Below are 21,633 nucleotides of genomic sequence, written 5' to 3'. Positions count from 1 at the left end.
TGTGTACAAGCTCAGCTTTTTTGTTCCTGACAGCCATGTCGATGTGGTCAAAAGCGCCGTATTCGCTGCCGGTGGTGGGCGAATCGGGGCTTACGATCACTGTTCTTGGCAGGTGTTGGGCCGCGGTCAGTTTCGCCCATTGGAGGGCAGTCAGCCGTTCATTGGGCAGGATGGTCAGGTCGAGCAGGTCGAGGAATGGAAGGTTGAGCTGGTGGTGGCGGATGAGTTGATCGTGGCCGCAGTGGCCGCATTGAAACTCAGCCACCCCTATGAAACGCCGGCTTATGAGGTGTGGCGGCTGGAGGATTTTTGATCTTTCGGACCGCTGAAATGAGAAACCCGCTGAGAGCTATTCAGCGGGTTTTTTTTTGTCCGGAGTTTGACGAGTTGCTGGATCTTTCACCTGTGGGAGCTGAGCGTGCTCACGATGGCGGCCTGACAGCCGACCCTTCTCTGCTGATGTACATATCCATTGGTGCAGTAGCGGCCACTTAGGGTGTGTGCCGAATTTAAGTTAAGGCTGAAACGCCCCAATAAAAATCGCCGGATCCACCCGCGCATCGTTCAGGCTGATGTTCCAGTGCATGTGCGGGCCAGTTGCCCGGCCAGTTGCGCCAACTTTGCCGACCACGCCACCACGGGCCAGTTGCTGGCCGACTTTGACGTCGATTTTCGACATGTGGCAGAACATGCTGATGAAGCCTTGGCCGTGGTCGACAAAAACCGTGTTGCCGTTGAAGAAGTAGTTACCGATCAGGATCACTTTACCGGCGGCCGGGGTTTTGATCGGGGTGCCAGCGGGCACTGCGAAATCGAGGCCTGCGTGTGGGTTGCGCTCCTCGCCATTAAAGAAGCGGCGCACGCCGAACTTGCTCGACAATGGGCCGTTCACCGGTTTATCCAGCAGCAGGTTGCTCGGGGTGTTCGGGCTGAAGCTGCGGTAGGCCTGGATTTGCTCGGCCAGTTCGCCTTCGATGCGTTTCAGGTTTGCCGGGTTCGGATTGACCTGCTGCGTATTCTTCAGCGTGATGTGCTGTTCCGGATACTTCTTGTTGCCAACGATGAAGGGCAGATTGCGGCCGCCGCTGCTGACCTGTTGCGTGCCCGGTTTGACCGTTAACGGCACGCCGACGATGGCCAGCCAGTTGTTCTGCTCCTTGACCACCAATACCGGTTTGCCCTGGTAGCTGGCTTTCGGTGCTTGAGCGGATGAGCCCAGATCCACCACCGCCACGCCGCCCGGCACCGGTTTGTTCAGCAGGCGGGTGATGTAGCTGTCGGCATGGGCGTTGAAGGTCAGGCACAACAAAAGCAATGGGGCTAAAAAACGCGGCATGGATTAATCCAGTAAAGAAAGGGTGACAGGCGTCAGGTGATTGTCTTCGACGCGTACTTGCAGCTCACCTTCGCCGAGTCTGGCTTTCAGGCGCTGACCGGTGTGGGTTTGCTCGGCACTGCGAATGGCGTTGCCGCGCTCGTCGAGCAAAATGCTGTAGCCACGGCCAAGCGTTGCCAGCGGGCTGACTACATGCAGCGTTTGCGCCTGGCTTTGCAGTTGCAGGCGACGCGACTTCAGCCCCTCGCGCATAGAGCGTGGCAAGCGTTCGGCGAGGTTTGCGAGACGCTGGCGAAGCATTGCCAGTTGCCGGCCCGGGTGCTGGCCGGCGAGGCGGGTTTCCAGACGGATCAGGCGTTCGCGGCGGGTATTGAGGCTACGTTCGAATGCGCGACGCATGCGCATGTCCAAATCATCCAGGCGCTGCGCTTGCTGGCGCAGGCGTTCACCGGGATGGCGCAAACGGCGCGACATGCCTTCCAGGCGCAATCGGTCGCGCATCAAGCGATCGCGGATACGCATGACCAGGCGGCGATGCAGGCTGTCGACGCGGCGCACCAGATCACTGGAATCCGGGGCGAGCAATTCAGCCGCCGCCGACGGCGTGGGGGCGCGGACATCGGCCACGAAATCACTGATCGAGACGTCGGTTTCATGGCCTACCGCGCTGACAATCGGCGTAACGCAGGCGTCCACGGCGCGGGCCACGGCTTCTTCGTTGAAACACCAGAGGTCTTCCAGCGAGCCGCCGCCACGCGCCAGGATCAACGCATCAAAGCCGCGAGCGTCCGCCAGTTTCAATGCACGAACAATCTGCGCGGTGGCTTCGCGACCCTGTACGGCGGTGGGAATCAACGTTAGTTGCACTTGAGGTGCGCGGCGTCGAAATACGCTGATGATGTCGCGGATGACCGCGCCGGTCGGCGAGCTGATAATACCGATACGCTGCGGATGTGCAGGCAACGGCACTTTGCGTTCGGCACTGAACAGACCTTCCGCGCTGAGCTTCTCTTTCAGGGCATCGAACGCCAGGCGCAGTGCACCGTCGCCGGCAGGCTCAACGGTGTCGAGAATCAGCTGATAGTCGCCACGGCCCTCAAACAACGAAACCTTGCCGCGTACCTTGACCGCCAAACCGTCCTTCAGCGCTTGGCGAACCCGAGCCGCATTCTGCCGAAACAGCGCACATCGCACTTGGGCGCCACTGTCCTTGAGCGTGAAATACACGTGGCCAGAGGCAGGGCGGGCGAGGTTGGAGATTTCGCCTTCGACCCAAATGTTGCTGAACACGTCTTCGAGCAACACCCGCGCGCGGCCGTTCAGCTGGCTGACAGTCAGTACTTCACGGTCCAGGCCGAGTCTTGCAAAGGGATCTTTAATCATGGGCGGCAGTTTAAAGGCATTTGGCGTTCAATCTCCATGAATCAACGCAAATCCACTGTGGCGAGCGGGCTTGTTCGCGAAGAGGTTATGTCAGTCACTGTCATTTTTTGTACGACACGCCGTGTTCGTCGGAGCGCCACCCGGAGCAGGTCCGTTCCCACAGTCGATTGTGCAGGTATTGATGAAATGTTGAACCAATGCCGTGGGATTCTGGCGGTGGGCGAGGGCAACGGTCGTGTGGCAATCCGGGTCGGCCAACGGCAGGAAATGAATGTCGGGCGGTGCGATGTCCTGCATTGACGCCGGAAGTAGCGCAATGCCGAAACCGGCCTGAATCAACTGCAGTTGCGTGGTTTTGCGCGATACCACCCGCGCAGCCTTGGGGAAAAAGCCCTGGCGCATGCACAACTCGGCGGACAAGTAGCTCAACCCGCCACGTTGCGGATGAGGGATGGAGATAAACGCCTCATCCTTCAAGTCTGCCAAGTCGATGCCGTCGGTGGACTCGGCCGTCGCCAACCGGTGATTCGGTGGCACCGCCAGCAGCAATCGTTCGCTGTACAACGGCACTGTCTGTACGCCCTCGCGTTGGCGCAATACCGGCAGGCGCAGCAGCCCGACGTCCAGTCGACCAGCCGCCAATTCTTCAAGCTGCGCTTCAGACGACAGTTTGGCGATGTCCATGAAAACACCTGAATGTTGCTCCAGATAGCTGCTGATGCAGCGCAGCAAGCGGCCACTCATGGGCACGGTGCTGGAATGGCTCAGGCGCAAGGTGCCCAGTTCCCCGCTGCCTACCTGCGTGGCCATTTCGCTGGCCTTGGACAGTTCGATCAGCACGTTTTTGGCACGCGGTAAAAAGGCTTCGCCGGCCGCGGTAAGCCGAGGCTGGCGCGCGGTGCGTTCGAACAGGGGCGTTTGCAGGCGGACTTCCATGTCTTTGATCTGTCGGCTCAACGCCGACTGCGCAACAAACAGGCGCTCAGCCGCTGCGCTAAAACTGCCGCATTCGGCTATTTCCACGAAGTAACGCAATTGACGGGTTGAAAGCACGAGGCATGCCTTTTCGAGATGAGTGGGCGACCTGGAAGATATTAGTCGCAACGCTGGGTGCTGGCTAAAGTCATCGCACGTCATCGAGGAAAGAACGCGACATGAACCTGATTGAGTTATTGAGCCAATGGCATTTTGTTACGACCGATTGGCTGGTCATCGGTATGGGCATTGCCTTGGCTTATATCGTGTTTGGCATCGCCGGGTTTGGCACGGCATTGGTCGCCGGGCCGATCCTGATTCTGTTCATGCCGCTGTCGAAGATCGTACCGTTGCTGGTGCTGCTGGATTTCATCGCCGCGTTCGGCAACCTGGTGCCTTCGCGCAAGGATGTGGCAAAGCCTGAATTGTTGCGGTTGCTGCCCTGCATGGCGCTGGGTTGCACGCTCGGGGTGATTTTTCTGCTGAACCTCAAATCTGATTTATTGCTGTTGTTGATGGGGCTTTTTATCAGCGCTTATGCGATTTACAGCCTGTGGGTCAAAGCCCGGCCCGCGCAGTTGTCCACTCGTTGGGCCGTGCCGATGGGCATCGTGGGAGGAATGTTCGGAGCGTTATTTGGCAGTGGCGGCTTTTTATATGCCATCTATCTGAACAGTCGCTTGCCCAAGGACGCGGCCAGGGCAACCCAAAGTGCACTCATCAGTTGCAGTACCGTGGTGCGTTTGAGTCTGTTTGCCATCGCAGGTGTGTATGCCGAGCTACCCTTATTGGTACTGGCCCTGTGTTTGTTACCGGCGATGGCGCTGGGGCTGTGGATAGGGCGGCAGTTAGCCATGAGATTATCCCGCGAGGCGTTTGTACGATTGGTGACCTGGTTGGTGTTGGCCAGCGGGATTGCCTTGATAGCGCGCTATTTGAGTACTTGACCTGATTGCGTCAGGGATTAAGCTGCCGGCCGCTTCAACATCTGCCACACCGCCGAATATCTCTTTGACGCAGCAGGCTTGCTCCATGAATTCGCAAAGCATCATTGTCCCGAAAATTTCTACGCTACCGGTTCACGAGCCCCGCGCCCGGGCGATCGTGCGATGGCTGGTGCGCAAGAACATCGTCAAGGAAGAACTCACAACCTGCGGGCGTACTGGCAATCGCATGGGTTATGCGCTGGCTGACGGTGCTCGTGCGGTGGTGTTGCACCCCGAAGCGCTGCCGTTCGGCGAGCCGGTGAATGGCCTGGAAATCATCACCAAGCGCTGCATCTACACGCCGGCCAAGGGTTTTCTGGAAGAGGCTGGCTGTGCCGAATGCCGTAAGGAAGTGGGCGAAGCCCTGTTCGAGAGCCTGGAGGAGTGGATGCCGGGGCGCACCGATAACTTCACCTGCCCGGAATGTGGACACGAAGACGACATCAACGGGTTCTTGTTTCTGCAGGAATGCGGTTTTTCCAACTTGGGGTTTATTTTCAACAACTGGGCCGAGGCCGGGTTCAAGCAAAGCTTCATCGACGAGTTTGCCGATTGGCTGGATCAACCGGTGAGCTGGGTCAAAGTCGAACTGTAAGACCACGTTATCGTTCATCGCTGGCAAGCCAGCTCCTACAGAACCACCGCGGATCGGTCGGAGCTGGCTTGCAGCGATGCCTTTCAAATACCCCGCCGATCACTGCGTCGATAATAGACAGAGTTTTACATTGAACCCGAGGGGGTGTCTGACTATAATGGCGCGCTTCCATTTTCCCGCTCGGGAGCCCCCGCGATGCTGCGTATCAGCCAAGAAGCTCTGACATTCGACGACATTCTCCTAGTGCCCGGTTATTCCGAGGTGCTTCCTAACGAAGTCAGTCTCAAGACCCGCCTAACCCGTGGCATCGAGCTGAATATTCCTCTGGTTTCTGCTGCCATGGACACCGTCACTGAAGCCCGTTTGGCAATCGCCATGGCTCAGGAAGGTGGCATCGGCATCATTCACAAGAACATGACCATCGAGCAGCAAGCTGCCGAAGTGCGTAAGGTCAAGCGTTACGAAGCCGGCGTGGTCAAGGACCCGATCACCATCGAGGCTGATGCCACGGTTCGTGAGCTGTTCGAACTGACTCGTCTGCACAACATTTCCGGCGTTCCGGTACTGCACGATGGCGACCTGGTCGGCATCGTCACTTCCCGTGACGTACGTTTCGAAAATCGTCTTGAAGCGACTGTCCGCGAAGTGATGACGCCTAAAGAGCGTTTGGTCACTGTCAAGGAAGGCGCCGACAAGAACGACGTTCGCGAGTTGCTGCACAAGAACCGCATCGAACGCGTACTGATCGTCGACGACAAATTCGCCCTCAAAGGCATGATGACCGTCAACGACATCGAAAAAGCCAAGGCATACCCGCTGGCCAGCAAGGACGATCAAGGTCGTTTGCGCGTTGGTGCTGCGGTCGGTACCGGTAAAGACACCGGCGATCGCGTCGCTGCTTTGGTCAATGCCGGCGTGGACGTGGTGGTAGTCGACACCGCACACGGCCATTCCAAAGGTGTGATCGACCGCGTTCGCTGGGTCAAACAGAACTTCCCTGACGTGCAGGTCATCGGCGGCAACATCGCCACCGGCGCTGCCGCCAAAGCCCTGGCCGAAGCCGGCGCCGACGCCGTCAAGGTCGGTATCGGTCCTGGCTCGATCTGCACCACCCGCATCGTCGCCGGTGTTGGCGTTCCGCAAATCAGTGCCATCGCCAACGTCGCTGCTGCCCTTGAAGGCACCGGCGTGCCGTTGATCGCCGACGGTGGTATCCGTTTCTCCGGTGACCTGTCCAAGGCCATCGTAGCCGGTGCTTCCTGCGTGATGATGGGCTCGATGTTCGCCGGTACTGAAGAAGCTCCAGGCGAGATCGAACTGTTCCAGGGTCGTTCGTACAAGGCTTACCGTGGCATGGGTTCGCTGGGCGCCATGTCCCAGGCTCAAGGCTCTTCCGACCGTTACTTCCAGGATTCTTCGGCAGGCGCCGAGAAGCTTGTACCGGAAGGCATCGAAGGGCGTGTTCCTTACAAGGGCACCCTGAGCGCCATCATTCATCAATTGATGGGCGGCCTGCGTTCCTCGATGGGCTACACCGGCAGCGCCGACATCGAAGAGATGCGCACCAAGCCTGAGTTCGTGCGGATCACCGGTGCTGGCATGGCCGAGTCGCACGTCCACGACGTACAGATCACCAAGGAAGCGCCAAACTACCGCGTAGGTTGATGCTTCCAGCACATAGTTAAGTAACCGGGGCTGTCTTATTCAGCCCCGAGTTGTTTCTGATTCATTAGACGAGACTGATCTCATGGCCCTCGACATTCACGCCCACCGCATCCTGATCCTCGATTTCGGTTCCCAGTACACCCAGCTGATTGCCCGCCGCGTGCGTGAAATCGGCGTGTACTGCGAACTGCATCCGTTCGACATGGACGACGAGGCGATTCGCGAATTCGCTCCAAAAGGCGTCATTCTCGCCGGCGGCCCCGAGTCCGTGCACGTAGCCGACAGTCCGCGTTGCCCGCAAGCTGTGTTCGACCTTGGCGTACCGGTCTTCGGTATCTGCTACGGCATGCAGACCATGGCTGAACAACTGGGCGGCAAGGTTGAAGGTTCCGAACTGCGTGAGTTCGGTTACGCCCGTGTCGACGTGGTCGGCAAGAGCCGCTTGCTGGATGGCATCGAAGATCACATCGACGCTGACGGCCTGTTCGGCCTCGACGTGTGGATGAGCCACGGTGACAAGGTCACCAAAATGCCGCAGGATTTCCACATCCTGGCCAGCACTCCGAGCTGCCCGATTGCCGGCATGTTCGATGATGCTCGTGGCTACTACGGCGTGCAGTTCCACCCGGAAGTGACCCACACCAAACAGGGCGGTCGCATCCTCTCGCGTTTCATTCTCGACATCTGCGGCTGCGAAGCGCTGTGGACTCCGTCGAAGATTGCTGAAGACGCCATTGCCAACATCCGCGCCCAGGTCGGTACCGACAACGTGCTGCTGGGCCTGTCTGGCGGTGTCGACTCCTCGGTAGTGGCTGCGCTGTTGCACAAAGCCATCGGCGACCAGTTGACCTGTGTCTTCGTCGACAACGGCCTGCTGCGTCTGCATGAAGGCGAGCAAGTGATGGCCATGTTCGCCGAGAACATGGGCGTCAAAGTGATCCGCGCCAACGCCGAAGACCAGTTCCTCAACAACCTGGCTGGCGAAAGCGACCCAGAGAAGAAGCGCAAGATCATCGGCCGTACCTTCATCGACGTGTTTGATGCCCAGTCCAACAGCCTGGACAACATCAAATACCTCGCCCAGGGCACCATCTACCCGGACGTGATCGAGTCGGCTGGCGCCAAAAGCGGCAAGGCTCACGTGATCAAGTCGCACCACAACGTGGGTGGCTTGCCGGAAGAGATGAACCTGAAACTGGTCGAGCCGCTGCGCGAACTGTTCAAGGACGAAGTCCGTCGTCTGGGCCTGGAACTCGGCCTGCCGTACGACATGGTCTACCGTCACCCATTCCCGGGCCCGGGCCTGGGCGTGCGGATCCTCGGTGAAGTGAAGAAGGAATACGCCGACCTGCTGCGTCGCGCCGACCACATCTTCATCGAAGAACTGCGCAAAGCCGACTGGTACCACAAAGTCAGCCAGGCATTCGTAGTGTTCCAACCGGTGAAATCGGTTGGCGTGGTTGGCGATGGCCGTCGTTACGCTTGGGTCGTTGCGTTGCGCGCCGTTGAAACCATCGACTTCATGACCGCGCGTTGGGCACACCTGCCTTACGAACTGCTGGAAACCGTCAGCGGCCGCATCATCAATGAAATCGAAGGCATCTCCCGCGTGACTTACGACGTGTCGAGCAAGCCGCCAGCGACCATTGAGTGGGAATGATTGGGCGTCCGGCATTGTCCGGCACCCACTAGCAAGAAACACCCTGAAGCCCGCGTAATTGCGGGCTTTTGGCTTTTTGGGTTTAGCAAATTCTGGCAGCTTTGTGCAGCCAGTGGACAGCGAACGTACGTTTGCCAATTGGCCGCAGCCGCCCAGCGCAGCTGCTGCCAACACCAATGCGGTACCGTACAGTCCGTTGCGTAGATCGTTCATTCCCTGTTTCTTTGGTAATGAATTACCGGCGGCCTTCGCACACCGGGGATTCGCCGACGCGGCCTTGCTTGCACAGATCCAAATTGTCCTTACGTTTAAAGCCTGCGTCTTTCATGCAATAGAATTGCTTCAATTCCGCATCGATTGAGTCGTTGCCTATGCCCGCGACATTGGGGTACCCGCACGTGAGCATGGCACTCTTGACTCCCTCGACAGAGACCCCGCTCTTTTGCCAATTGGTGAAGTCTGGCGGCGGCGGTTGAAAGCCCCTGCCCGTACAGCCAGCCAGTAACACAGCGCAAAAACTCAGCAACAGGTTCCTTCCAAACATGACGTTCTTCCTCTATTTACGGCGAACTCCTGACGGCATTGGATCTTGAGTCAGTGTTAAAGGATCAGTGTGGCATCGGCAGACATGTCAATTCCACGGTGCCACCGACAGGGTACAGGGAACTTTCGCTCTGCAGATGGCTCCATACAGACCTTCTTTTAGACTGTTCAGGGATCGAATGAAAACTTTTTTGGCGTTTCCATTAGCAATCACTTTCGCGCTTATCATGACTGGCTGCAGCAGCCGTCAGGCGGGTGATCTTTCTTCAGAACCGGTCATTCCACTGGCCATGAATGACCATCAAGCCAGCGTGACTTTCCGAACCATCGGAGGCGAGGGAGATCATCCTGTCAGTTACACGTACGGCTATGCCAATGCTGGATTTGATAGCGCGGGTGATCGGGTTTATGACTCGGCTTACTTCAAGCGCATACCGGCTTATCTGAAGAAAATTGCCGGTGGTACTGACAGCATCAGTCAACTGGTCGAGGCCGACAAAAGCGTGTACGTGCAAGGGGTGGTCAAGGTCAAACCGTTCACCCTTAACGGTATTCCCATGCCTACGCCGTTCGACAAGGAGCAGCCTGTTGCGCAGCAATTCACGCCGCAAGCTAAGAAGAATTACCTGGTTGAAACCGTCATTGCCGATACTTGGGTCATGACCGTGTATGAAGTTGGCGCAACCGGTGAACGCAAAACCATCGGCGTTCCAAAAAAAGATGCCGCCGCAAACTGACCGCGCAGGGATTTCATGAGTAGCTGCGGCCCGGCCAGCCTGCGCAAAGACCCATGAAGTTATCGACCCGGCCCCTCGAACATTTCGCTGCTGCTACCTCAAACCGTGTGTACGAACGTTCACACGGTTTTTTGTTTTCTGGCCCTTATACAAAGGAAGGTAGAGCCCATCGGTCACATAGTGTTCGTAGATTTCCCAGCCAGTGGGAACCGTAGGCACAAAACCGAGAATTCTTGCTTATAGTGCAGACATGAACGATTTCGGAACAAAAAATATCGTAGACCGTGTTCTGCAAGTCCTGGCCTGTGTGGCCAAGGCTGGACAGCCCATTAGTGCCAAATGGATCGCGGCGCAAGTGGGTATGCCGCTCAGCACGGTGTATCGCCATCTCGCCTCCCTGAAAAAATGGGGGTTGCTGCAAGAGCACATGACCACCGGCCTGTATGAACCCGGAGCAACCGGCGTTCAATTGGCTTGGGGGTTTGATCAGAATTCAAATCTGGTCAGTCAAAGTCGAGATGAGATAAGCGCACTGGTGGAGCGTACGGGTGAGAGCGTCGGCTTGTTGGTTTATTCCAATGGGCAGATGGTCTGCATCGCGATGGAGGAAAGCCCTCGATCGTTACGGTGCTCCTTCACCAAGGGCCGTGCTCATTCATTGATGTATGGCGCGTCGGCAAAAAGCCTATTGGCATTTCTGCCGCAAGCGTTGCAAACGCGCTTGATAGAAGAGCACATGAGCCAGACGCAGGAATGCCTGCCGACCCTTCACGAAGAACTCGCCCAGATTCGCAAGAACCGGTATGCAACCAGTGACAGCGAGGTCGATTTGGGCGTTTGGGGTGTCAGCGTTCCCTTGATTTCGGATAACGAGCGTTTGGAAGGAACCATCACCTTGATGGCGCCTTCGATGCGTGTCGGCTCGCGAGAAGCTGAACTGATCAGCCTGACTAAAAAAGCTGCAATGCGTATTTCAAACCGTTTCTAGCCTGCCCGCTACCCAATGTTTCAACCCCCTCAGGATTTACCATCGCCGAAGGAACCTTAATGAACACCGCCAAACTGTTAAGCCCGATTGCCGCGATCTTCGCGCTGATGACACTGGTTTGCATGCCCCTTAAAGCAGCAGACGATGTGCTTCGCGTGGGCACCGATGCCACTTTCCCGCCGATGGAATTTATCAAGGACGGTCAACGCACCGGTTTCGATATTGAATTGATCGAAGCGCTCGGCAAGGAGCTGGGGAAAAAAGTGGAGTGGGTCGATATCGGCTTCAAAGGTCTGATTCCAGGATTGATTTCCAACCGGTTCGACATTGCGGCCTCAGGCATTTACATGACTGATGAGCGCAAGAAAGTTGTCAGTTTTACGGACTCTTACTACAGCGGCGGTTTGGCTGTGCTGGTGCTTAAGGACGATAAGACCATCAATGCACCGACCGATCTGGTTGAAGGCAAGAAAGTCTCTGCGCAGGTGGGGACCAAGTCCATCTCCTTCCTGAAAGAACACTACCCGGCCGTCACCGTTGTCGAAGTCGAAAAGAATCAGGCCATGTTTGATTTGCTGACAATTGGTCGGGTGAATGCAGCAGTCACCGGTCGACCGGCAGCCGTTGAGTACGCCAAATCCGAGCCAAGAGTGCGGGTGCTTGAGGAGGGTCTGACCACCGAGCTGTACGGTTTCGCCGTACGTAAAAACGACACCGAACTGGCCTCGCAATTGAACAAGGCCCTGCAAACGTTACGTGCCAATGGCGAATACGCGGCACTGACCAACAAGTGGCTTGGCACGAAGTAGTCATGCCCTGATCGCACATCCGGTGTCCAGCACCGGATATTCACTACAAGAACAATTTTCGGAGTGACCCATGGATCTCGACTTTTCCCCGGTGTGGGACGGCTGGCGCGCGCTCGCGTCGGGCACCGCTATCACCATTGAAATCACCGCTGCAGCCTTGGTATTGGGATGTGTACTGGGCCTGTTGATCGGGCTTGGCCGACTCAACCCGAAGCGCCATCTCATCTACGGTTTTTGCACCACCTACCTGACGCTTGTCCGCGGTACTCCGTTGCTGGTGCAACTGTTCATCCTGTTCTTCGGGCTGCCGCACTTCGGTATTCAGTTACCGGCTTATGTCTGCGGCATTTTCGGGTTGGGTATCTACAGCGCCGCGTATGTCTCTGAAATCGTCCGTGGCTCTATTCAGTCGGTCGAAAAGGGACAGATGGAAGCGGCGCGTTCGTTGGGGATGCCTTACAAAATGGCAATGCGCAAGGTCATCTTGCCGCAGGCTTTTGTGCGCATGATTCCTGCCCTCGGTAACGAGTTCATCGCGTTGATCAAAAACTCTGCCCTTGTATCGCTGTTGACCATTGCAGACGTGATGCATGAAGGCGAGAAGATCATCAGTGTGTCCTACCGCTCGCTCGAAGTTTATCTGGCTATTGCGTTCATCTATTTGATGCTCACCGGTACTACGACATTGATTCTGCGCAAGACCGAAAAAGTGCTTCGTGCGGATGGGAGAGTGTGATGACCACATCGATTATTGATATCAAAAACCTGAGCAAATCTTTCGGCTCGCACCAAGTGTTGCGCGGCATTGATTTTGTCGTGCAGCCGAGCCAGGTTGTGGTGGTGATTGGCCCTAGCGGTTCGGGTAAAAGCACCTTTCTGCGTTGCATGAATGGTCTTGAAACTGCCGAAGGCGGAACGATTCACGCGTGTGGGCATACCGTGGTCGAGAAAGGCCAAATGATGTCCCAGGATAAACTCGATGCCTTGCGCAGCGAAGTGGGCATGGTCTTTCAGTCCTTCAATTTGTTTCCGCACCTCACGGTGCTGGAAAACATCACCCTGGCGCCGATGGCGCTGCGCAATACGCCGCGTGACCAGGCGCGTGAACAAGCCCTCGGTCTTCTTGAAAAGGTGGGCCTAAAGCACAAGTGCGACGTGTACCCCGGCACGTTGTCCGGCGGCCAAAAACAGCGAGTGGCGATCGCCCGCGCGTTGGCGATGAACCCCAAGGTGATGTTGTTCGATGAGCCAACCTCGGCCCTCGATCCCGAATTGGTGGGCGAAGTGCTGCAGGTGATGCAGAACCTGGCTGCCGAAGGCATGACGATGATTATCGTCACCCACGAAATGGGCTTCGCTCGTGAAGTGGCAGATGTTGTTGTGGTGATGGACCAAGGCGTGATCGTAGAGGCGGGGCCGCCAGCGCAGCTATTCACCGATCCGAAGGAAGAACGAACGCGCAGTTTCTTGCAAAGCATATTGGCGCGAGAGGCATCGCATGCCGTGTAAGCGGTCCGTTTTCAGTCATTTGTCGCAGAGGTTATTTTGACGTCCGCTACCGAGTTAAATGCTTGCGCTGAGCGTGGTTCAATCACGGAATCGGCGAACAGGTGCCTGTTCGCCAAAAGCGCTTTGCTGCCAGACGGCTGGCACCACAATGTGGTTATTCGCTGGGATGAACAGGGCGATTTGAGCGAAGTACAAGTCGATGCTTCGTGCAGTCCGGACATGCCTGTCGCGGCGGGTCCAGTGATCAGCGGCATGGCCAATCTTCACTCCCATACTTTCCAGCGGGCAATGGCCGGTCTGACCGAAACCCTGGGCAATCCGTCAGATTCGTTCTGGAGCTGGCGCGCGCTGATGTATCGCTTCACGCAGCGTTTGCAGCCGCATCATCTGGAGGCCATCGGCCGGCATCTCTACATCGAAATGCTGAAGGCCGGTTACACCTCGGTGTGTGAGTTTCACTACGTTCATCACGGCGCAGACGGGCAGCCTTATGCGAACCCGGCGGAGCTTGCGGAACGCATCGTTGGCGCCGCGCAGGACGTGGGCATCGGCATGACGTTACTGCCGGTCCTTTATCAATACAGCGGTTTTGGCCAGGCGCTGCCGTCTGAGCATCAACGGCGTTTCATTTCTTCTCCGGAATGGATTCTCGACCTGCGCCAACGCATGAAACAAACCATGCCCGAGAACGGTAACCGGCGTTACGGCGTAGCGCCGCATTCGTTGCGGGCGGTGAGTGAAGCGTCGCTGTCGGTATTGGTCAGTGGCATGAATGATGACGATAAGGATGCGCCCATCCACATTCATATCGCCGAGCAAACCCGAGAGGTTGAGGATTGCATCGCAACCCTGGGTCAGCGCCCGGTTGAATGGCTGTTGGACCGGCAACCGCTGTCTAGCCGTTGGTGTCTGGTGCACGCCACACACATGACCGATTCCGAGTATGCGGGTCTGGCGCTCAGCGGCGCGATTGCGGGCTTGTGTCCCACGACTGAGGCCAACCTTGGCGACGGGTTGTTTGATGCAGAACGGTATCTGCGTGCCGGTGGCCGGTGGGGTATTGGGTCTGACAGCAACATCACGGTCAACCCCTGGTCCGAATTGCGCTTGCTGGAGTATGGCCAGCGTTTGATTCACCAGCGGCGTAACGTGCTGGCCGAGTTGAGCGCACCCGTTGTCGCCGACCGCCTATTCAGTCAGGCAGTGTCAGGCGGGGCCGCCGCGACGGGGCGCCGGGTTGCAGGCTTGGTGGTCGGACAGCGCGCTGACTTTGTGGTGGTTGATCGGGACGGCCCCAACGTCGATGAGCGAAATCACAAGCAGTTGCTGTCGGCGATGGTGTTTTGTGAACACGGCGGCAACTCGATTCGAGACGTCTTCGTCGGCGGCAAAAAAGTCATCGACGACGGTAACCATGCTCTACAAGCACAGGCGCTAACGGATTACCGTGCAGCATTGACGCAACTGTTGGAGGAATCTGTATGACCAGCGCTGCTGTTTTGGATTTGCATCAAGGCTCTGGCCCGCTGCTGATTTCCATGCCCCATGTGGGTACTTACCTACCCGAAGACATCAAGGTGCGGCTCATCCCTACTGGCTTGGCAGTTGATGACACGGACTGGCATATCGAATCGCTTTACGACTTTGCCAATGCAATGGGCGCCTCCGTATTGCGGCCACATTGTTCGCGTTATGTGATCGACCTGAATCGCCCGGCTGATGGCGAAAGTTTGTACCCCGGTCAGAACAGCACGGGGCTATGCCCTGTCACAACGTTTGATGGCGTCGCGCTGTACCGAGAGGGGCAGGAGCCGGATGAGGCCGAAAAGGCCCGGCGCTTAGCCCTCTACTGGCAGCCGTACCATGCCGCCCTTCAATCGGAGTTGGCGCGTATCAAGTCCGTCTACGGTTATGCCTTGCTCTGGGATGCGCATTCGATTCGTTCAGTCATTCCACATTTGTTTGATGGCGAACTCCCGGTTTTTAATTTTGGAACGGCCCAAGGAGCCTCCTGCGCTCCTGGCATTGCAGAGGATCTGCTGGCGCAGGTACAGGCCGGCGCTGCGAATATGCCTGCAGTACTGAATGGGCGTTTCAAGGGCGGTTACATCACCCGCGCCTATGGCAACCCAGCGCAACAGGTACATGCCATTCAGCTGGAGCTTGCACAACGCTGCTACATGCAGGAAGTCGCGCCTTACGCGCTGGATCAAGCACTTGTTCGAACACTAAAACCGGTATTGGCCGCGCTGGTCGAACGTTTCATGGCATTCAAACCAGCGCATGGATAAATGAACCTGGTGGTGCTCCCTTGGCGCACCACTGGTTTGCCTGTCAGCCCCCTGCAACCTTTAAAGGCTTTAGCCCTATCAGCATCAGTCCTGACTTAAGACTCTCAAGGGTCGGGAATCGTCGTCCGCTCATGGTCGGCCACTTGAGCCGTTCGATGTAATACGAGCTGCCGTCACGCCGAATCACAGTCTGGACAATCGAGCCGTCTGTGCTGCGGTGAATAAGTGTTGCCTGGCCATCGATATTCAATACCGTGCAATCGCCGGGCCTCAACAAGGCTTTCTCCAGAGATTTGATTTGGGTCACTTCGGAAGGCAAATCCAGCTGCAGTCGCAGGTCGCTTTTGACCATTGCCAATGGGCGCCCGAAGTTGTCGGTTGGAATACGCCCCGGATCTACCTCGATACCCCTTGCGGGACCTGTTAGAGGGTTTTCTACACGCAAGCTGATGCCGCCTTCCAGCTCACTGATGCCCGGCACGCCTTCCCATGCTCCAGCATGACTGTCACCCACCAACGCCACCCAGCGGTGGGCACCGCGCAGCGTCTGGTCGGTGGTGATGACCTTGTGCGCGAAGAAATTCATCATCTTCTGGCGGAAGTTGAGGTCAACGTTACGCATGCCCGTACTTTTGTAACTGGCCAGGCAGTCGATGGCCTGGACCCGTATATGGTTGGTACGCGCCGCTTTGACCAGCTCCAGGAAATTGAATCGACCCGTTGGGTCGGTTCTGTGTCCTCGGTCCAGTTCTTTCAGGTAGGTCTCCAGCTGTGCCGATAGCTTGCCTGTGCGGTTGAAAACGTTGAGATCAGCCTGATGGAAGTCGGTAAGCAAATGCTCCATGTACAGTGTTTTGACCTTCTGCTTGCTCAACACTTCCATGTTGTCGATCAGGAATTGTTTGCTGCCCACGCTGGAGTGGTTCTCGCCGATTACTAGCCCGGAAGCAATGCGATACAGCTTCTTGATAATGTTCTTACCGTCCAGATTCGCTGGCAGCTCAGGTATCTGCGGCTTGGGTGGCAATGTGGGTGATTCGAAAAACGTGTTGGCGTCCCGATAAAGGGTTTGCCTCATCGCCTTGAATTCCGCATTTGGGTTGGTGCCTTCAACCTTGGGCACACTGGCCATGTAGTCTTTCAAATCGTACTTGCTGCCACCGCCCTGGGCGATGTCGTTCAGGTCTTCTCGCAGCGCCTGGGGCATATCGTACGGAGTCGCGGGCGACTCGACGTCTGGTAGCGGGTGGCTGTCGTTGCCCCATGGCCATAATCCGTCGAACTTGCCACCACCGAACAGGCCGGGGCGATTGATGGGTTGCCATTCTCCCGCGGCATCGAGCCGAATGGGCAGGCTGCGATAGAAGGAATACGGGTTGGCAGGATCGATGATGGCCCAGGTTTTCAGTTCGTTAACGTAGCGCACGAGGTAATAGCTGTCGTTGATCAGCACATAACTTCCACCACTTGGTGGTTGAAAAATGCCATGGAATTTGCCCTGCTCGGCGATAGGCGACAGACCATCCAGAATCTCGTTGGTGTCAAACAATGACAGCAGTTCCGCGCCGTTCTCCGCGTACGCAGGGCCAGGAGCAAAACGGGCAATCGGCGGCAGTTGCGAAGGAACTACCTGTGCCTCATCAACCGGTCGCTCGGGAACGCTTTCTCGAGGGGTGAAGGTTTCGCTGGCTTCTCCCACTTCGGCAAGCTCTGATGCCCCGCGCAAGAAGGGCAGGTTGAAGAGGGTTTCGATACCGCTGGTGATGGCGCCGACGACCCCGGCCTTACGATCAGCCTTGGTAGTACCGTTAATCGCTTGGTCGATGTTCAAGCCCATATCGGCAATGCCGGCGCCCACGGCGGCGAGCGCGACTGGCCAGCCAAGGCCCGCCATGGAGCCGAACACATGTACGAATGCGTTCAAGTAGCCGATCCACATTTTTTTTCGCAACTCGCCATTGGAATGCAACGACAGGTCCGCATCGCTGTGCATGCGATCTTTGACGGCGTCGCGAATCCAGGTGAAAGCATCGCCCGTGATTGCTTCTGGCTTCTGATTGATTAGATGGTGATCGCGTGCGCCCCACGTCGAGTAGAGCAGGTCGATCATCGCGTTCAAGCCGATGTTGCCATCATCCTGTCGCTGGGCTGCCAAGGGAAAGTGCGCCATGAAGCGCGCCCGGTTCTCTGATTCGTTATTTTGCATCAGTAACCACCAATGCAGATCGTATGCGGTGGCGAAGATGTGGAAGCTGTTGGTTTCACCGGGGGTGTAAAGAATCCGCACTCCGTTGCGGTCGGTGATGCAAAGGATGTCGGTGGCTTTATAGCCGCCAATGTCCAGGACGCAGACATCAAGTCCCTCGACGGGTGAGGCTCGCGCTTGCAGCATTGCGAGGCTGATTGGCCATCTCACATTGCCTGCGACCGCTTTGATCACGGTCTTGAGGTCTTCATTGTTCAACCGCGAGCCATTGTGCTCGTCCAGTGCACGCGCCAGGAAATTGAGCTTGGCGAGTGTTCGAAAATCATCCGAATGCTGTGACCAGAATTGCTCCATTTTCTCTCGATAGGGCCCGCTGAAATTGATTTTCCACAGGTCCCTCAAGACGTCGCTGGGGTACATCTTCACTTCGTTGGTTTCGTTGAAGACTTTTGCGTGCGCCCCTTCACTGTAAAAGCCGCCATCGCCATCCAGCAGGTCGGCGCTGTCCTGGTCGTGTGCCCGGAAACGCTGCACCACCAATTGCGGCAGGGTCAACGATTGGCTGGGGTGGGGAGAGTGCTCCCAGCCCAGGAATGTCTTGTTGTTGCTGGCAGAAATGTTGTTGAAACGGTGCCACCAGACCTTATCGGGATCGATGCCGCTGACCCCGTGTTTTTCGAGAATGCCTTGGGCGGCTTCATACGCCATCGCGTGCAGGTCGGGGCAAGCTTCGGTGAAGGGCAAAGCCAACGCTTTGAGAGTTTGCTCATCAGCTGGATTGGGCAGTAAAAAATGATGGGTTGTTTCGGATAATTGCATCTCTCGCTCCTTGAGAAATAATGTGGAAAGTGGTCGTTTCAGGCCCGCTCCTCCAGGCCGGCGGTGAGCGGGTTTGCGTGATCACTTAAACAGGCAGTCGTCCCTCAAGTGTCAAACCCATGCGGTTTAGCGCGTGGGCGAGGTGCTCAAGGCTTGAGTAACTGATGTTGTGAACGCTGACCCAGGCAGGACGCTGGATCAGAAAGCCGCCACCCACGGTTCGCTCGATCAGCGTATGGATAAGCTGACCGGTCCGACTGCGATGAATCAATGTGAAATCCAGGATAGTTTTATCAATGACGAACATTCCCTCCCGGAACAGCAACTCGTCGATTGCCGTTGTCGTTCGGATAACCATGGGTGTTGGCATTTGCAGGTGCAGGTCCGCATATAACGTTTCGACACCTCCCGCCATTTGCGTTTGCGTCGGGGTCAGGTTATGGCCAATTTCTATCCCATGATCTATTTCAAAAAGCGTCTCCCTGCCGGGCAGTACTTCTTCTATTCGCAGGCCTATTCCTCCATTCATTTCGCTGATACCAGGGAGACCCCTGAAGGTGTTGGTGTTTTCCTGGCCTGTCAGGACCACCCACTTTCCGGCTCCATTGAGTGACTCATTGGCATGGATAATGGTGTTGGAATAGAAGTTTTTGATGGCCTGCTCCGAGACCGAACCCGTCGATGCACTTTCGTATTTGTAGGACGCCAGACAGTCGATGGCCTGGATGCGGATGTTATTTTTTCGCGCAAGCCGGACGACTTGAAGCGGCGTGTATATTCCTGATGGGTCATCCTGAAGCTTGGTCAGGTATGCCTCCAGTTCCTCGGACATTTCCCCGGTCCGGACGAAAGCATTCAAATCGACTTGACTGAAATCATTGAGAAGACGGTGCATGTAGAGGGTCTTGACCCCCTCGCGAGCGAACGTTTGCATGTTCTCGATGAGAAATCTCATGCTGGCGATTCGATTCTGAGCCTCACCAATAACCAACCCGGGAGCAGACTCGAAAACATTCTGCAGGAGCTGCGTGACGGTGGTCGACGGTGTTATCGACGGCTGCACCGGGCGCGCAGGTAACGATGCAAAAAAATCGTTTTTAAACAGGGTTTTGCGCGAGTTGGCAATCAGCACTGCGCGACGTGTTGCGACCAGGTCTTGATAGGTGGATATGGACTTCAAACCTCCAGGGGTCAGGAAGACTTTGACATGGGTCTGTCTTATGCCCAGGGCCAGATAACGCAGCTGACTGTCTGGGGGCGTATCGTAAGGGCTGGAAACCAAGCGGATCGCTGTTGGAGCTTGTGATCCGGAGACGGCTTGCGGCGGTTTGCGCAACGGTTTGATAAGGTCGTTACCACCTCCCTTCAGTCCGGTTTTCGAAGTAATTACCCATTTGCCCTCGGCAGTCAGGTTGACCGGTATCGATCCCGATGTCGCGTTGGGGCTTTGCGGATCGATGATTGCCCAGGTGCCGCCGCCGTTGACGTCGCTTTCGTAGCGCACGTAGTAGGCGTCATCGTTGAGCATTATCGCGTTCGAGGGATTTCTGTTTAGCGAATAAATTGCCTGGAATTTGCCACTGTCGGCAATAACGGCGTCGCTCTCCAGAATTTCATTGCTTTGCCAATGCTCAGGAACTGAGAGGGGCTGGCCAGCCTCGCGCTCCAGGGGTTTAAATGCCTGAAGGGGTGCAATGACCGGCGCCTCGGGTGCTCCAGAAACCTGTACCGCGCCAGGTTCGTCGGTGATTTGCAGGCTGGCCATTTCTGTGGCCTCGGCAGCGTCGACCGAAGCCTCCACTTCCTCCAACACGTTGACCTCTTTGAGCAGCGGAATGTTGAACACAATATTGATGCTGTCCAGCACCGCGCCTATGACACCGGCCTTGCGTTCAGCGGCTGTCTTGCCGTGCACTGCTTTGTCGATGTTCAAGCCCATGGCGGCAACGCTTGCTCCAATCACGGTCAATGCGATTGGCCAGCCAAGCAGCGCCAACGGTCCGAAGACGTGCAGGCCAACGGTCAGGTAACCCAGCCAAAGCTGTTGGCGCATATGGCCGTTGGTTACCAAGGTCAAATCGGCTTCCGTCAGCATCGTGGTTTTTACGGAGTGGCTCAGCCAGGTGAACGCATCACCGTGGATGAAGACATTTTTTTGATTGATCAGATGGTGGTCACTTGCCCCCCAAGTGCTGACCAGTTGGTTCATCAACGGGGTGATGCCATCGTTGATGGCTTGGCGTTCTGCCGGGGGGAAATGCATCAGGAACGCGGCAAGCAGTGCGTCGTCGTTCATCTGCATCAACACCCACCAGTGCAGGTCTGTTGGTGTCGGATGCACCTGAAAAGCTTGCGTGGCACCCGGAACGTAGGTGATTTGCCGCCCGTCATGGCCAACGATGCGCAAAATGTCACTCGCGACATGTCCAGCCACGTCCAGCACACAGATTCGAGTACCTGCGGGCACCGGGTTTTCTGATGCCAATGTTACGCGGGTGATCGGCCACGCCTGGTCATCGATCACCGCCCTGACGACAGTTTGAAAGTCGGCTTCTTCAAGCTGCAGGTTTTGCCGGGCTTGTACGGCTTGATTGAGGTAATTGCATTTGGCCAAGGTGCGGAAATCATCGAAATGAGTGCGCCAGAAATTATTCAGCTTGGTCAGGTACCGATCACTGAAGTCCATTTCCCACAAATCTTTGAGCACTTCGCTGGGGTACATCCGCACTTCATTTGTTTCGTTGTAAACGTTGGCGCTCGCGTCTGCGGTGTAAAAACCACCGTCGCCGTCCAGCAAGTCAGCATTGTCCTGGTCGGTGACGCGGTAGCGGTGTATTACCAGTTGTGTCAGGGTCAAGGATTCGCTGGGTGTTGGAGCGTGCTCCCAGCCAAGGAAAGCCTTTTGGCTGCTTGCGGAAATAGTATTGAACCGGTGCCACCAGACCTGATCAGGATCGAGTCCGGTAATGCCGTGCTTTTGTAAAATCTCGCTGGCAACTGCATGCGCCTCCTCCTGTATGCCCGGGCAGGCTGTGACGATTACTGGCGCGACAATCCGCAATTGTTCCTGATCGGTCATCGGTATTGCTGCAGTGTCTTGATGGCGGGGCATGTTCTCGTTCCTTGAGAAT

Annotated in this window: 17 protein-coding genes; 12 read left to right on the top strand and 5 right to left on the bottom strand. The window is 56.6% G+C overall.

What is annotated here, in order from left to right; all coding sequences use genetic code 11:
- The first annotated feature begins 1 nt into the window (after position 1).
- A complete protein-coding gene (locus ACQR3R_RS21285; RefSeq protein ID WP_428275032.1) occupies positions 2-313 on the top strand; it encodes a hypothetical protein in 312 nt (103 codons plus the stop codon).
- Between the two features lie 201 nt (positions 314-514).
- Here ACQR3R_RS21285 and ACQR3R_RS21280 read toward each other — a convergent pair whose 3' ends face one another.
- The 3 genes from ACQR3R_RS21280 to ACQR3R_RS21270 all read right to left on the bottom strand — a co-directional run bounded on the left by ACQR3R_RS21280 (position 515) and on the right by ACQR3R_RS21270 (position 3,772).
- The gene (locus tag ACQR3R_RS21280; RefSeq protein ID WP_428275030.1) at positions 515-1,336 is read right to left on the bottom strand and encodes a peptidoglycan DD-metalloendopeptidase family protein; all 822 of its coding nucleotides are present in this window, start codon (positions 1,334-1,336) and stop codon (positions 515-517) included.
- Between the two features lie 3 nt (positions 1,337-1,339).
- Positions 1,340-2,719 carry an exodeoxyribonuclease VII large subunit gene (gene xseA / locus ACQR3R_RS21275; RefSeq protein WP_428275028.1) on the bottom strand — a complete coding sequence of 460 codons (1,380 nt, stop codon included), beginning with the start codon at positions 2,717-2,719 and terminating at the stop codon, positions 1,340-1,342.
- 90 nt (positions 2,720-2,809) lie between these two features.
- Positions 2,810-3,772 (bottom strand): LysR substrate-binding domain-containing protein, encoded by a 963-nt coding sequence (locus ACQR3R_RS21270; protein ID WP_428275026.1) that lies wholly within the window; start codon positions 3,770-3,772, stop codon positions 2,810-2,812.
- Between the two features lie 101 nt (positions 3,773-3,873).
- On the opposite strand from ACQR3R_RS21270, the gene ACQR3R_RS21265 reads away from it, so the two are divergent.
- The 11 genes from ACQR3R_RS21265 (at position 3,874) to hutG (ending at position 15,477) form a co-directional block, all read left to right on the top strand.
- Positions 3,874-4,641 carry a TSUP family transporter gene (locus tag ACQR3R_RS21265; protein ID WP_428275024.1) on the top strand — a complete coding sequence of 256 codons (768 nt, stop codon included), beginning with the start codon at positions 3,874-3,876 and terminating at the stop codon, positions 4,639-4,641.
- Between the two features lie 85 nt (positions 4,642-4,726).
- Positions 4,727-5,275, top strand: coding sequence for a hypothetical protein (locus ACQR3R_RS21260; protein ID WP_428275022.1), 549 nt, complete (start codon positions 4,727-4,729; stop codon positions 5,273-5,275).
- A gap of 195 nt (positions 5,276-5,470) precedes the next feature.
- Entirely contained in the window at positions 5,471-6,940 is a 1,470-nt protein-coding gene (gene guaB, locus ACQR3R_RS21255; RefSeq protein ID WP_159813956.1) for an IMP dehydrogenase, read from the top strand.
- A gap of 82 nt (positions 6,941-7,022) precedes the next feature.
- Positions 7,023-8,600, top strand: a complete 1,578-nt coding sequence (guaA, locus tag ACQR3R_RS21250) for a glutamine-hydrolyzing GMP synthase (RefSeq protein ID WP_428275020.1) — start codon at positions 7,023-7,025, stop codon at positions 8,598-8,600.
- A 770-nt stretch (positions 8,601-9,370) separates the two neighbouring features.
- Positions 9,371-9,880 carry a hypothetical protein gene (locus ACQR3R_RS21245; RefSeq protein WP_428275018.1) on the top strand — a complete coding sequence of 170 codons (510 nt, stop codon included), beginning with the start codon at positions 9,371-9,373 and terminating at the stop codon, positions 9,878-9,880.
- 250 nt (positions 9,881-10,130) lie between these two features.
- Positions 10,131-10,868: an IclR family transcriptional regulator domain-containing protein gene (locus ACQR3R_RS21240; RefSeq protein WP_428275016.1), complete on the top strand. Its 738-nt coding sequence runs from the start codon at positions 10,131-10,133 to the stop codon at positions 10,866-10,868.
- 59 nt (positions 10,869-10,927) lie between these two features.
- A complete protein-coding gene (locus tag ACQR3R_RS21235) occupies positions 10,928-11,677 on the top strand; it encodes a transporter substrate-binding domain-containing protein (RefSeq protein ID WP_428275014.1) in 750 nt (249 codons plus the stop codon).
- A 70-nt stretch (positions 11,678-11,747) separates the two neighbouring features.
- Positions 11,748-12,413, top strand: coding sequence for an ABC transporter permease subunit (locus tag ACQR3R_RS21230; protein ID WP_428275012.1), 666 nt, complete (start codon positions 11,748-11,750; stop codon positions 12,411-12,413).
- The gene (locus ACQR3R_RS21225) at positions 12,413-13,186 is read left to right on the top strand and encodes an ATP-binding cassette domain-containing protein (protein ID WP_428275010.1); all 774 of its coding nucleotides are present in this window, start codon (positions 12,413-12,415) and stop codon (positions 13,184-13,186) included. Before ACQR3R_RS21230 ends, ACQR3R_RS21225 begins: the two co-directional genes overlap by 1 nt.
- Positions 13,187-13,222: 36 nt before the next feature.
- Complete coding sequence (locus tag ACQR3R_RS21220; RefSeq protein WP_428275008.1) at positions 13,223-14,671, top strand: formimidoylglutamate deiminase; 1,449 nt, start codon at positions 13,223-13,225, stop codon at positions 14,669-14,671.
- Positions 14,668-15,477, top strand: a complete 810-nt coding sequence (gene hutG / locus ACQR3R_RS21215; RefSeq protein WP_428275006.1) for an N-formylglutamate deformylase — start codon at positions 14,668-14,670, stop codon at positions 15,475-15,477. The genes ACQR3R_RS21220 and hutG overlap by 4 nt, the downstream gene beginning before the upstream one ends.
- Before the next feature lie 43 nt (positions 15,478-15,520).
- On the opposite strand, the gene ACQR3R_RS21210 is transcribed toward hutG, so the two are convergent.
- Together ACQR3R_RS21210 and ACQR3R_RS21205 are read right to left on the bottom strand one after the other, a co-directional pair.
- Positions 15,521-18,502 carry a dermonecrotic toxin domain-containing protein gene (locus ACQR3R_RS21210; RefSeq protein WP_428275004.1) on the bottom strand — a complete coding sequence of 994 codons (2,982 nt, stop codon included), beginning with the start codon at positions 18,500-18,502 and terminating at the stop codon, positions 15,521-15,523.
- Between the two features lie 85 nt (positions 18,503-18,587).
- A complete protein-coding gene (locus tag ACQR3R_RS21205) occupies positions 18,588-21,614 on the bottom strand; it encodes a dermonecrotic toxin domain-containing protein (RefSeq protein ID WP_428275002.1) in 3,027 nt (1,008 codons plus the stop codon).
- Between the last annotated feature and the right edge of the window lie 19 nt (positions 21,615-21,633).

This window comes from Gordonia sp. IEGM753 (genome assembly GCF_050321825.1).
Classification (GTDB): Bacteria; Pseudomonadota; Gammaproteobacteria; order Pseudomonadales; family Pseudomonadaceae; genus Aquipseudomonas.
This window is presented reverse-complemented; position numbering and strand designations above follow the sequence as displayed.